Source organism: Paenibacillus sp. BGI2013, from assembly GCF_002843485.1.
Classification (GTDB): domain Bacteria; phylum Bacillota; class Bacilli; order Paenibacillales; family Paenibacillaceae; genus Paenibacillus; species Paenibacillus amylolyticus.
On the sequence record NZ_PJFA01000004.1, the window covers coordinates 460,807 to 474,184 of the forward strand.

The 13,378-nt window shown below is 44.3% G+C and carries 14 protein-coding genes; 10 read left to right on the forward strand and 4 right to left on the reverse strand.

Features of this window, described 5'->3' with window-relative positions:
* The first annotated feature begins 291 nt into the window (after positions 1-291).
* The 7 genes from CXK86_RS32675 (at position 292) to CXK86_RS13020 (ending at position 6,435) form a co-directional block, all read left to right on the forward strand.
* Positions 292-417, forward strand: coding sequence for a hypothetical protein (locus CXK86_RS32675; protein ID WP_257467838.1), 126 nt, complete (start codon positions 292-294; stop codon positions 415-417).
* On the forward strand, positions 410-943 hold the full coding sequence (locus CXK86_RS12995) for a DUF1572 family protein (protein WP_101313845.1): 534 nt from the start codon (positions 410-412) through the stop codon (positions 941-943). The genes CXK86_RS32675 and CXK86_RS12995 overlap by 8 nt, the downstream gene beginning before the upstream one ends.
* Positions 944-1,076: 133 nt before the next feature.
* Positions 1,077-1,316: a sensor histidine kinase gene (locus CXK86_RS13000; RefSeq protein ID WP_257467845.1), complete on the forward strand. Its 240-nt coding sequence runs from the start codon at positions 1,077-1,079 to the stop codon at positions 1,314-1,316.
* A 476-nt stretch (positions 1,317-1,792) separates the two neighbouring features.
* Positions 1,793-2,989 (forward strand): beta strand repeat-containing protein, encoded by a 1,197-nt coding sequence (locus tag CXK86_RS32680; protein ID WP_483870017.1) that lies wholly within the window; start codon positions 1,793-1,795, stop codon positions 2,987-2,989.
* 107 nt (positions 2,990-3,096) lie between these two features.
* The gene (locus CXK86_RS32685) at positions 3,097-4,764 is read left to right on the forward strand and encodes a hypothetical protein (RefSeq protein ID WP_180361743.1); all 1,668 of its coding nucleotides are present in this window, start codon (positions 3,097-3,099) and stop codon (positions 4,762-4,764) included.
* Positions 4,765-4,821: 57 nt separating this feature from the next.
* On the forward strand, positions 4,822-6,030 hold the full coding sequence (locus CXK86_RS13015) for a hypothetical protein (RefSeq protein WP_101313847.1): 1,209 nt from the start codon (positions 4,822-4,824) through the stop codon (positions 6,028-6,030).
* 51 nt (positions 6,031-6,081) lie between these two features.
* On the forward strand, positions 6,082-6,435 hold the full coding sequence (locus CXK86_RS13020; RefSeq protein ID WP_036671514.1) for a hypothetical protein: 354 nt from the start codon (positions 6,082-6,084) through the stop codon (positions 6,433-6,435).
* 224 nt (positions 6,436-6,659) lie between these two features.
* On the opposite strand, the gene CXK86_RS13025 is transcribed toward CXK86_RS13020, so the two are convergent.
* Positions 6,660-6,917 carry a GlsB/YeaQ/YmgE family stress response membrane protein gene (locus tag CXK86_RS13025; protein WP_024630063.1) on the reverse strand — a complete coding sequence of 86 codons (258 nt, stop codon included), beginning with the start codon at positions 6,915-6,917 and terminating at the stop codon, positions 6,660-6,662.
* 157 nt (positions 6,918-7,074) lie between these two features.
* On the opposite strand from CXK86_RS13025, the gene CXK86_RS13030 reads away from it, so the two are divergent.
* The 3 genes from CXK86_RS13030 (at position 7,075) to CXK86_RS13040 (ending at position 10,024) form a co-directional block, all read left to right on the forward strand.
* A complete protein-coding gene (locus tag CXK86_RS13030) occupies positions 7,075-7,782 on the forward strand; it encodes a response regulator transcription factor (RefSeq protein ID WP_076250590.1) in 708 nt (235 codons plus the stop codon).
* Between the two features lie 71 nt (positions 7,783-7,853).
* Positions 7,854-9,218, forward strand: coding sequence for a sensor histidine kinase (locus CXK86_RS13035; RefSeq protein WP_257467839.1), 1,365 nt, complete (start codon positions 7,854-7,856; stop codon positions 9,216-9,218).
* 104 nt (positions 9,219-9,322) lie between these two features.
* A complete protein-coding gene (locus tag CXK86_RS13040; RefSeq protein ID WP_101313849.1) occupies positions 9,323-10,024 on the forward strand; it encodes a hypothetical protein in 702 nt (233 codons plus the stop codon).
* A gap of 123 nt (positions 10,025-10,147) precedes the next feature.
* On the opposite strand, the gene CXK86_RS13045 is transcribed toward CXK86_RS13040, so the two are convergent.
* The 3 genes from CXK86_RS13045 to CXK86_RS13055 form a co-directional block, all read right to left on the reverse strand.
* Positions 10,148-11,017, reverse strand: a complete 870-nt coding sequence (locus tag CXK86_RS13045) for a sensor histidine kinase (RefSeq protein WP_218973870.1) — start codon at positions 11,015-11,017, stop codon at positions 10,148-10,150.
* Between the two features lie 412 nt (positions 11,018-11,429).
* Positions 11,430-12,128, reverse strand: a complete 699-nt coding sequence (locus CXK86_RS13050) for a response regulator transcription factor (RefSeq protein ID WP_036613934.1) — start codon at positions 12,126-12,128, stop codon at positions 11,430-11,432.
* A complete protein-coding gene (locus tag CXK86_RS13055; RefSeq protein ID WP_101313851.1) occupies positions 12,115-13,077 on the reverse strand; it encodes a phosphatidylinositol-specific phospholipase C/glycerophosphodiester phosphodiesterase family protein in 963 nt (320 codons plus the stop codon). Before CXK86_RS13055 ends, CXK86_RS13050 begins: the two co-directional genes overlap by 14 nt.
* Between the last annotated feature and the right edge of the window lie 301 nt (positions 13,078-13,378).

The window sequence follows — 13,378 nt, forward strand, 5'->3', positions numbered from 1 at the left end:
CAAGAACTTGTACTGATTGTGATTTAAAAGATTTATGTAAGCAAACTTTGCGTCTCTTTAATAAAAGCGGCGATAGCAGGAGAGATCGCTTCCAAGGAGGGGACTGCTAATCCTATGACACGGTTAATGGAACGGGTAACGGTTTTACCAGGATATTAGCTGGCACAGCCGGTAGTATCATCGAAGGCAATCGTATGGCTAACGCCCGATTGGCTGGTATTTTTCATTTTACACTCGAAGGGCAATTCATTATCATGGATTCAATAGAGCAGATGGAGGTGGGTCACGACGATGATAAATTTGCGAGTCGTTCATTTTATACTGACAGGTTTCTCCATTCAAGTTGGAGAATTCGCGCATGTAACCCTTGAAGATTATTTGCGCCTGACCGAGAATTGGGGGGATGTTCATGATTGAACTGATCAGACACGTTATGGAAGACATGAACAAGCAGCTTGACCGTATCGAGAAGAGTTTGAACTTGCTGAATGATGAACTCATTTGGATAAGAATAAAGGGCTCCATGAATAGCGTCGGTAATCTTTGTTTGCATTTGGCAGGTAACGAATATCAGAATTTCGTTAGCGCGATCGGCAACAGACCGTTCATCCGGACGCGAACCCGTGAATTCACGAAGGACGGGGGAATATCGAGAGAAAAGCTGATTCTTCTTCTTCGGGAAACCAGAAAGGAATCGGAAAATGTTGTAGCTGCGTTATCGAACGACGATTTGTCCCGAGAGGTTATCATTCGCTATGACCGTGAGGATTGGAACCGAATGCATCGAACGAATAGGTGTACTGAAGAAACCTACGATACAAGAGTAATCGGTCGTCTGCTTATCCAGGTATCGGCACACTACGGGTATCACGCAGGACAGATCGTTGTGCTTGCCAAGATGCTGCAAGATACGCAAGAACATGTCACGGGTCAGTACCATTGAGGAGGGCATAGATGGTCATGATCAGACTTGAACCGTTCAAACATCCCGATTCGACAAGAATGGTTCTAACGAACTGGAAGTCGAGAAAACGGAGGATAAGCTTCTGACGAAAGTCCACGCCAACGTGAATCCAATGCTGATGTCCCATGCGATCGCCAACCTTGTGGACAATGCCATCAAATATTCAGGCAGTCCATCGCTAATCGAATTGAAGTTGGAACATACGACAAGCGAGATAGTTATACGGATACGTGATCAAGGTATCGGCATCGAGGGCGATGAGCTGGAGAGAGTGCAGGAACGTTTTTACCGGGCGAAAAATGCAAGCACATCGAACGGTTCAGGTCGATGTAAAAGAACGAATACCCTTTAAAGTCGCTATTTTAGCGGCTTTTTTTGTTGTGAAGAAAAGGCACAAGTGCTTTCGTGGCACAGAGAAGTGGATGACCAAACCGTTGAAATTGTCGGTCTATAGGAGTGAGAGAAGGATTAGGATATAAGGAATGCAATTCTCTCCTGTTCCTAAAACGTAAAGAAAGCGGGGTGAAATAAATGGCCATTTTATCAACTGGACCGATTGAGAATAATCCGGTCAGTGGTGTAAGACCAACACAACAGCTGACCATTAATATTGATAATAGAAATTTGGTTACGAATGCAATTGTTTTGATTCAGGGTTATTACCTAAACGGAACCAGAACGGAATATATACTCGAATTAATTAGCGTAAATCCAAATCAAGCCATAAAAAAAGATTATTTTGCAAACCTAGACGTATTTGAATTTGTCTTTACAACGAGTGGTTTAGCAGAACAACAAGTAGAAATTTCAGTTTGGGGAAAAAACTCCATGGGACAGCTCGTAACGCCTCACCGTATTGTATCTTCAGAATTGTTAGAAGACAATGGAGCCACGGGAATCACAGGCTCAACCGGCGCAACTGGGGCCACGGGCGTAACTGGAGCTACGGGGAACACAGGTTCAACCGGTGCGACTGGGGCAACGGGCGTAACTGGATTAACTGGAGCTACAGGGAATACAGGCCCCGATGGAGGTGCAACTGGAGCAACGGGCGTAACCGGAGCCTCAGGCATCTCAGGCGCAACCGGCGAGACAGGAGCCACGGGCGTAACCGGAGCCTCAGGCATCACGGGCGTAACCGGCGAGACTGGTGCAACGGGGGCAACCGGAGCCACAGGCATCACGGGTGCAACCGGGGAGACTGGTGCAACGGGGGTAACGGGAGCCACAGGTATCTCAGGCGCAACCGGCGAGACAGGGGCAACGGGGGCAACCGGCGTAACGGGAGCCACGGGCATCACTGGCGTAACCGGGGAAACAGGGGCAACGGGCGTAACCGGAGCCACGGGCATCACGGGCGCAACCGGGGAAACAGGGGCAACGGGCGTAACCGGAGCCACAGGCATCACGGGCGTAACCGGGATCACAGGTGCTACTGGGGAAACTGGTGCAACCGGCGTAACGGGAGCCACGGGCATCACGGGCGCAACCGGGGAAACAGGGGCAACGGGCGTATCTGGGGCCACGGGGATCTCAGGTACGACTGGGCAAACAGGCACAAGTGGGGCAACAGGTGCAACGGGCTCAACTGGGGCCACAGGGAGCACAGGTGCAACCGGGGCAAATGCCACAATACAAAATGGATTATTTAATGTTAGCGTACCTTCTGTTGCAAATGCGACAGCTATTTCGTATACGACTGTATTTATTAATGGCACTAACATATTACACCCAACAAGTACTACCTTTGTACTGGCATCAGGGCACATTTATTTGGTTTCGTATACGTTTAGAGGAACGAGTTCTGTAATTGGGAACGTTACGGTTACACCAAGAATTAATCTCGTATTTCAAAGTCGGTTTTCAGGGAGAGCAGTTACAGGAACTTTAGATGCGAATGTAAGTGTATCGGGTACGTTTTTAGCTGATGCTACTTCAACTGCGCTTACAATCGATTTTCTTTATAATGGGTCAGCAACAGCTACATCTACAGATGGTTCTGTTTCAATTATTCAGGTTCAGTAACTGGGTGGAAAATGAGAGCATAAATTTTGTTAGTTTAAAACCAAAGGAGTGGAGGTGGATGAATATTTCTGCCTCTAATCATTTGGAAAAAAGGAGAATAAAATTTTATGGCTATTTTATCAACCGGACCGATTGAGAATAATCCGGTCAGTGGTGTAAGGCCAACGCAGCAACTGACAATTAAAATGGATAATCGAGATTTAATCAATAGTGCCGATGTTTTGATTCAAGGATACTATCTAGACGGAGCTCGAAACTTATACGTAAACGAACTCATTAATGTGAATCCAAATGAAGTAATAACGAAGAATTATGATGGGAACTTTAATGCTTTTGAATTTGTCTTTACAACGAGCGGTTTAGCAGAAGATCAGACGGGAATCTCGGTTTGGGGAAAAAATGTAGAAGGGCAACTTGTAATTCCCCATCGTATTGTATCTTCAGAATTGCTAGGTGCAAATGAAGTAACAGGACCCCCAGGAACAACGGGAGCTACAGGAGCCATAGGAGCCACTGGGGCTACAGGGGCTACAGGAGTCACAGGAGCGACGGGAGCCCCAGGTACGATTGAGCCTAATGCGACCATCGTGGGAGTAGGACCAAATGTCAGCTCTCAATTTAACGAATTAAGAACCAGTGAAAAAACGCCGATTATTGAGTTGACTTCTGTATATGGCTTATCCAACCTAAGAGACATTGTTTTAACATTGGGCGATGCTACAGTGGGAAGTAATAATACGGAATTTCAATTAACTACAACTATATCCGGATCTGACATTGCTATTCTTCAAAGCTCGGAGAGAGGAAGGTATGAATCAGGTTTAGCGGGAGAAATAGGAATAGGAGTTCGATTGCCGGCTCCACCGACAGGGGCCCAAGTGGTCAGATGGGGCGCTTTTGACGATCAGAACGGCTTATTCTTTGGACAGAGCGTAGTGAATGGAATATTTGTAGCGATCAGAAGAGCAGGTGTTGACACTATTATTCCTCAAGCATCTTGGAATGTGGATAAATTAGATGGAACAGGTCCGAGTGGCGCAACGCTTAGTTTATCTACAGGGAATATATTTCAAATCGTATTTACATGGTACGGGTATGGAGTAATCGAATTTAGAGTTGTCATCCCTGATCCTGCAACTTTAGCACAAGAAGTAATTATCGTTCATCGCTTTTCCCCCAATGGGCAAACCAGTCTGGCCGATCCTAATCTTCCGCTACGTGCGGAAATCTTTAATAATGGCACAGAATCAGAACTCAATTTATTCGTTGGAGGAAGACAATACAGTATATTGGGTAAATATAATCCCGTTTTCAGGGTTACTTCCGAAAGGAGAACTGTAACTGCAACAGGGTCACTCACACCAATTTTGTCTTTCCAAAGAAAGACATCCTTCCCGCCAGGTTCAGGTAGGGCAAATTCAGTGAGTGTCAAATTAGAAAGTATTGATCTTATAACTACAGATGATATTTATTATCAGATCATATTAGGCGGAACGATTAATGGAGGCTTCGTAAACTTTCCAACAGCAACGACTAATATTCCAACTTCGGAAACAGCTCTTCTAATTAACAACACACTAACGACAATTGCGGATGGTCAAGTCCTATTACAAGGCTTAGTAGCCGGAGTTGCGGGAAGTGTCAGAATAGCAGCTTCTTCTTCATTATTGGATTTCCAATTACCTGACTCTGAAATTGTGACTTTAGCCGTAGCGAATTTAAGCGGGGGGACTAATCCTGTTACGGCCACCTTCAGTCTTACTGAAGAATGGTAAAAAGTAATAGGAGAAGGAGGGGATTCACTTTTCCCTTCCTGCTAAGGAGGAACTATCTTGTCGGATATTATAATCTCAAATATGGGTCCAAATATAAGTTCGCAATTCGATGAGCTGATTGTATCGGAAAAAACCCCAATTGTGGAGTTAACATCTGCATATGGTCTATCCATTCTAAGAGATTCCGTTACAACCGCTGGGGATGGTACGGTTACCAATGATGCAACGGAATTTAATCTAAGCAATACCACTAACGGAACAGATTCGGCCATTCTAGAAAGTGTATTACGAGGTAGATACGAGCCAGGATTCGCAGGAGAAGCCGGAATCGGCGTTCGAATACCTATACTGCCGATAGGCAATCAGATTGGAAGATGGGGATTCTTTGACGATCAGAACGGGGCCTTTTTTGGAGTGGATAGCACAAATGTATTCGTGGTCATACGGCGAGGAGGCTCCGATACAACTTTTCCTCAAAGTTCATGGAATGTAGACCGATTGGATGGTACTGGATCAAGCGGAGCGACACTTAATCTATCTAAAGGGAATATATTTCAAATCGTATTTACTTGGTATGGATATGGAGTAGTCGAATTTAGAGTGGTCATCCCTAATCCGGCGACTTTAGCGCAAGAGGTAATTACCGTCCACCGATTCTCCCCAACTGGTCAAACGAGTTTTATTGACCCCAATCTTCCATTAAGAGCACAAATCGATAATAACGGAACTGCTACATCCTACACCCTTTTTGTTGGAGGAAGACAATATAGCATTATCGGAAAATATGATCCTACCTTTAGAGTCACTTCGGAAAGGAGGAGGGTTACCAATCTCACATCAACACTAACACCCGTCCTATCATTTACAAGAAAAGCAATCTTTCCTTCGGGATCAGCTAGAACGAACTCTGTTCAAGTGGATCTAGAAGAAATAAACATTATCTCATCCGTAGATCTTAGTTATCAAGTACTTGTGGGTGGAACTCTCGACGGAGCATTTATTAATTATCCAACAGCTACAACGATCATTCCCGATAGCGAAACAGCTCTGTTGGTAAACAACTCTTCTACGACGATTACTGGGGGGGAAGTCGTTTTTCAAGGAATTACAGGAGGCGGAACAGGAGGAAACAGGATATTAGCTTCTTCAGAACTATTCGATTTCACGCTTCCTGAAAATCAGGTCGTAACATTAGCTGTATCAAATATTGGTGGGGCAGGCTCAAATATAGTTGATGTGGTATTTAGTGTTGCTGAGAGCTGGTAAAACCTCAGGTCATAGTGAAATACATTAAATGTTGGAAAGGGGTAAGAGAGAATGATTTTATCCACCGGTCCGATAGAAAATAATCCTGTTAATAGTGTAAGGCCGACACAACAGTTGACGATCAAAATAGATAATCGCAACTTAGTCGATGGCTCAAATATCTTGATTCAGGGTTATTATTTGAATGGAACAAGAACACTATATGTACTTGAGTTAATTTCTATCAATCCTAATCAAGTCCTAACCAAAAATTATTATGCAGACTTTAATTCTTTTGAATTCGTCTTTACAACAAGCGGTTTAGCAGAACAACAAGTTCAAATTTCAGTTTGGGGTAAGGATGCTGCCGGACAGCTTGTCTCGGCGCATCGCTTAGTAGCTTCTGAACAACTTGACGAAGCATAAGAAGCAAGATAAACGGCGGGCTGAGTTAGATAAAACAAACTCGTCAAAGCACTTTAGAGAAGAAATGAAGAGGATGGTGGATCTGTCTTTTGGCTCAATGGATGAAATCAGTACAAAAATAAAAAAAGGACCGTAAGTGTTCATCTTCCATCGATGAATGCTTTCGGTCCTTCTATGTTTATCCTGCACTAATGAATGACGGGATCGGTTTTCGCCTCTCTATGTTAACGTCTTCGGAAGGCTCCGCCGCGTGCCAGAGCGAAAAAGATGAGCAGGGCAATAATCGAGCCAACAATGGCGGGAATAATATGAAATCCGCCAATCACCGGCCCCCTTGGTCCCAGCAATTCCGTTCCTAACCAGGAACCGATAAAACCCGCGATAATGTTCCCAAGTACACCGCCCGGTACGTCCCGCCCAATTAAGTTGCCGCTTAACCAGCCAATAAGTCCACCAACAATGAGTACCCAGAGCAGATCCATGGATTGTTCTCCTTTCTTCGGGTTTATTACAAGTTATGTTGGGTTCGTTGGAATATACCTTATCTTCCTGTTGGTGGAGGAATCTAAAGCGCCTGTGCTAAGATGGGTTAATAATTGATTAAAGCTGGTGAAAACAAGGCTAGATAGGGGTGTACAGTTGAAGAAAATCCTAGTCATTGATGATGAAATTGCAATTCGAGATTTAATTGAGCTTGTACTGAGAAGAGAAAACTACGTCGTTCAAACGGCTGAGAACGGTAAAATAGCCTTGCAGCTGCTGGATACTTTTCAGCCGGATCTGGTGGTGCTTGATTTAATGCTGCCTGACTGCTCTGGATATGACCTGTGCAAGGAAATCACCGGGAAACGTGCCGTTCCTGTGATCATGCTCTCTGCCAAAAATGAGGTAATCGACAAGGTGTTGGGACTAGAGCTAGGGGCGGAAGATTACATGACCAAACCTTTTGACAATCGTGAATTGCTCGCTCGGATCAAGGTCATTCTGAGAAGAAACGAGAGCAAGGAGGAATCAAGTGAAGGAACAGAAGTGAAATCTACACGCATCATTCATGAAGAGCTGACATTTGATCTGGAAAGCCGCAGGGTGCTAAAAAACGGTGTACCCGTGTCTTTAACGGCCAAAGAGTTTAAAATTCTGGAAACGTTACTCAAAAGGCCAGACAAAATCTTTACCCGGGATGAGCTGCTGCAGATCGGATGGGGATATGATTTTATGGGAGACAGTCGCAGTGTGGATATGACCATCATGCGATTACGGAAGAAGCTGGAGGATAACGCGGACGAACCGAAGTATGTCAGGACGATCTATGGATTTGGCTATCAACTTGGAGGTGGCGAGGCCTGAAGTATGCAACCCGGTTACTGCTGAATTATTTATTTTTCTCCGTGCTGTCCTTTGGCATCATCATTTTTGCGGTGAATAAAGCCATCGATTACTACAGCTTCATTACCATTGAGAAACAGATGATGGAGAAGGCGGATCTGTCCGAGTTGTCCTTCCGTGAGGTGTTATCTCAGCATAGGTCATCTTCAGGAGAGCCCCAGACCAAGGAAATTGTCAGACTCGCTCTGGAGAAGCTGAAAGCTTCAGGCAAGGAAGTACGTATCTATGACAGCTCCAAGCAGTTGCTGGGCTTGGCTGTGGATGGCATCATCATTAATGATGGCAAACCTCTTATTTTCGAAAAGAATATTGAGAAAGCCCTGAGCGGCAGTTATGCCTACACCGTAACGGAAGATCATCTGCTTTATTTCGCGACGCCCATTCAGGATCAATTCTACGAGAACGCTTATGTGTATGAGTTCGTGGAGGACATTTCCTACTTTTATGCGATTATGGATCAAATCCGTTATATCCTGTTTGCGGGTGCAGGCGGATTTATTGTACTGATTACGTTATCCAGTCTGTGGATTGCCCGCAACACAACCAAGCCGATTAAACTGTTGCTTGACGCTGCGCAAAGTTTCTCTAGGCAGGAGTTTCGGAGAGTTCATCTAAACCGTAAGGATGAGCTGGGCATGCTGGCAGATGGACTGGATTCCATGGGGCGGCAGCTTCATGATTACATTCAGTACCAGAGGCAATTCGTCTCCAACGTATCTCACGAGTTAAAAACACCCTTGGCAGCCATTCGTGGTTTCTCTCAATACTTGGTTGAAGGGGAGAACGAGGACAAGGAGTTACAAAAAATCTATGCTCATCTGTTGCAGGAATCAGATCGGCTGACGCGCTTGATTAATGAACTGTTGTTGTTATCCCGATTCGACAAGGCTGGTTCTAACGAACTGGAAGTCGAGAAAACGGAAATAAACGAACTGATTCAGCAAGTCGCAACGAGTATGGGTGCCAAGGCCAAAGATAAAGGAATTGAGATTATGGTTAGTAAAGTGGAGGGAGGATCAACAGATGGAGGTCTGACAAAAGTCTACTCCGATGTCAATCCCATGTTGATGTCCCATGCCATCGCCAATCTTGTGGACAATGCCATCAAATACTCAGGAAGTCACTCACAGATTAAAGTAGAGATGGAGCATACGCCAAGTGAGGTGGTTATACGGATACGTGATCAAGGTATTGGTATCGCGGGCGATGAGCTGGAGAGAGTACAGGAACGTTTTTACCGGGCGAAAAATGCTAGCACAGCGAACGGTTCAGGTCTTGGGCTTTCTATTTGCAAGGAGATTGTCGAGCGGTTTAATGGTTATATTGACATGGAAAGTCAAATCGGGGAAGGAACAACCGTTACGATTGTGTTGCCCCGTGCGGAAACACAATCGTAAATAATTAACGTTACAAGATTGGTACATTTCTGTTATGAGACTAACAAATGTTTTATTTATAATCACTTCATAAGAACAAATCACACATTTATGGAGGGATCATGATGAAATTGATAAACAAAGCAACAGGTGTTATCGTACTAGGTGCTCTACTAACGGTGGCATTAGCGGGCTGTCAGTCCAATGATGCTACGCCCCCAGCAACCGGACAGAACACAGCGAATGAACAAAGCAAAGGCGAAGGAGCAACAAATGCTAATGCTCCTGCTTCCGAAAGTTCTGAAGAAAAGGGGACTGAAGCTATTAAGGAAGGTTCGATGGAGAAGGAAGGCAATGTGGTGCTGAAGGAGCTTGCTTTTGTCTATAATGAGCACACCATTGCGATTTCGGATACAGCGAATGAAGATCAGATGGAACAGATGCTGGGCAAACCGGATAACCTGAAATCTCATACGTACAGTGCCGACGATGGAACAAACATGGATACGTTAATCGGTTTTACAGAAAAGGTCTATACGTATCCTGGTCTGGAGATTAAAACAATCAGTATACCAGAGGGAAAACAAGACTCCATCTTTCATATCGAAATCACAGATCCCAAGTACGCGACAGTGCGAAACATTAAAGCAGGAGATAGCCTGGATACACTCAAAAACGCCTACCCTGAGGGGAAACTGCTTGGTGATGGAGCCCCTAATGAGGAGGATGACTTCCGTTACGAGCCATCCAATTATGTGGATGTGATGTCGTTCCATATCAAGGATGCCAAGGTGGAGAGCATTCAGATCTACAGCCTTCTGGACTAATATTTAGGAATCGATGTTGGTAAGCCATTCATACGATTCACCTTTTATACCTGAATAAAAATGAAAAGTTAACCCTCATACTCCTGAAAAGGAGCATTGAGGGTTAACGTAGTTTTAGGACTTTTAAATTAAGCGCTGCTTGGGCAAATGCAGAATAACGTTGAATTGATCACCATGAATTTCGATTTTGATCTCCCCGCCGTGCAGCTCAACGATACTTTTCACAATGGACAGCCCTAGGCCGGAGCCTTCTGTCTGGCGGGATTCATCTGCTCTTTTGAAACGTTCGAACAACTCTTCCGCAGCAAAATCAATCTCATAAGCAGCAGTATTTTGAATTTTGAATAGCACCAGATCATCAGACTCATCCAAATAAATATAGATTCTGGTTCCCGGAAGCGAATATTTCTGCGCGTTGCCAATTAAATTTTCGAATACACGCCAAATTTTATTGCCGTCCAAATGTGCATGGATCGGGAATTTCGCAATCCTCTCCCGAATCACAGGCGACGCTTGTCCCATACTGGTGTTGGACTCGGCAATTGCCTGTGTCAACAATGTCGCGACATCGACGTACTCAATATCCAGCTCTACTGTACCACTGGCCATCTTTGAGATTTCGAACAGGTCTTCAATCAACAGCTTCATCCGTAGCGCCTTCCGGTCCAGGGTTTCAATATAGGATCGGGTGGTCTCTGTAGACAGATTTTCTTTTTTTAATAAATCAACATAGTTGATAATAGAAGTAAGTGGGGTCTTCAAATCATGTGATACGTTGGTAATCAGCTCTGTTTTTAACCGTTCGCTCTTCATTTGATTCTCCAGCGCGCTTTGATACCCGGCTTTCATATTGTTAATATAACCAGCAAGCTTGGATAGATCATCCTTGCCGGTATCCTGAATTGTGTTTTGAATATTTCCTTCGGCAATCTCTTTGCTCCCGTTGATAATGGCGATGAATCTTCTAAGCTTGGAAAGTATATATGGAACCAAGAACAACACGTAGAGCAACAAATAAAGTAGAAGCCACCCCTGTCCGTAATATGTGACTGCCTGCCAAATACAAATGCCGGCTATCGCGGTTAGCAAAAGCATCATGATGAGGCCAAACGTTAGTCTCCCGTTTTGTAAACTGGCTCTAAGACCGGTTCTCCAAATATGAAAGTAATCCATCAGCAGACTGCCATGCCAGAAGGAACGCCTACTATGGGGTGCCTTAAAATAAAGAAACAGTCTGCTTGCCAGCAGGCAAAGAATAATTAAGGCAAGCAGTGTCTGGATATAACTTGAAGTTGAATAGCTCAGACTCAACCCCGTGTATGAATACCTGTTTATGAGTACGAGGCTCCATAGAATCGCGGCGACAATGATGACAATAAGGTCGATTGGAACCTTCCGATCGGCTTTATTTTTTCTCGATTTTGTATCCAATTCCCCATACCACCTTTAAATATTTTGGGTCTTTGGGATTGATTTCAATTTTTTCACGAATGTTTCTCACATGTACGGCAACCGTATTCTCTGAAGTGAAGATCAGTTCATTCCACACGCGCTCATAAATCTCTTCGATTGAGAAAACCCTACCCTTGTTCTCCATCAGCAGCTCCAAAATTTTGTATTCTTTCGGGGTCAATCTGACGTCCTCTCCATCTATCTCAACAGTCTTCGAGCTTTTGTTCAGCACGAGTCCTCTTACTTGAATGAGCTCATCCCCGTTTGACTGGAAGGAACCTAAATTCGTAAACCGGCGCAGCTGAGATCTGACTCTAGCGATCAGCTCTAGAGGATTGAACGGCTTCGTAATATAGTCATCAGCCCCAACGTTGAGTCCCAAAATCTTGTCGCTATCTTCTGACTTGGCGGAAAGCATAATGATCGGTATATTTTTGTTTTCACGAATTTTAAATGTCGTTTTAATTCCATCGAGCTGTGGCATCATGTTGTCCATGATAATAAGATGAATGGTTTCTTGTTCAAGAATTTCCAGCGCCTCCAATCCGTTAGAGGCAGTTAATACATCCACATCTTCGCTTTTCAAATAAATAACAAGCGCTTCTCGAATTTCCGGTTCATCGTCTACAACAAGAATGTTATTTATAGCCATTAATTCTCACCTTCATCACGATATTTCTTATATTTACTAATCCGGAACTCATGTATCCCGAAAATTTAACATGGCCGGGGGGAGCGTCTGCAAGCATCAGCTCCGCTGGTGATTCTTCCTGATCCGTGTAAAATCCATGCACCCCGAACCTGGACAGAATCTGCATAACCGGTCTGCTGTTGACGGTGTGAACATAGCTTTTTACCCCAAACTTATGTAGTGTTGGAACTAAATTGGGGTTTAGATACACACGGTATACAGGCATGGCAACCGCTGTCAGTTGTTTGTCCCTTACGAATTCTACAATACTTTCGGCGGAGGCGCCAGTTTTGTAAAGTGAATATATTTTGTTTGGAAAGGGGTGGATTCCCATAACCGTGTCATACATTTCCGGGCTGAAAATTTCAGGTATAATCCGGTTGAGCAGTGCAGGATCCGTACGTTGAACCTCATTGACTAGATGCGCAAACTGCTGCTGAATTTGCTCTTTGCTGCCTGCTTTCGTATCCACAATTAAGTCAAAATCAGGATATTGCTGCATCAGCTGCAGTATGTCCGGCAGTGTAAGAGGGTGGAATCTTCCCATAATAAGCGAGTTTTCAAACTGAAGCGTTGTTACGTTTCGTCCGCGATGAGCGGCCAAATCCGGCTGTAGCTTCTGCGACCAATCATGTCTGGCTACAAGTTTCCCGTCCGTCGTCTGCACCAGATCAACCTCGAACAAACGGTACCCTCTATTGTAATTGGTTATAAACGCCTCATAAGAATTGGTGTAGCTAGCCCCGTTAACTCCACCAAATGCATGTGCAATAAGCCTATTCTCCTGCCAGCCGCTGGTGCCAAATGTAGAGTCCGGCTGATTCTGACCTGTCCTAACAAGCCCCCAGTTGAACCAGATCATTCCTGCCGTAATGACTATGAGTAAGGTTAACATCATCGTTTTCTTCATTCGTTGTGCTCCTTCGTTATCCCGATGTAAGACATACTACAGGACGCAAATGAAGAAGGAGTCGTATAAAAACGAAGGAATTTATGAAGTTTTTACATTTCACTACCAAACGAGATTTCTTCACTGAAGAGAAGACATTCACAGTCACAACTTTCCGCCTAGTCACGCCCACCGTATGACCCCGAATGAAATGAAATTGGTACTTCAGAGTTTAAGAAGAGTTTTTTTGGTAATCAACAAGTATTAACAGATCTGAATTTTCAATTTGAAAAGGATAAATTTATGGCCTTACCGCTGGCAA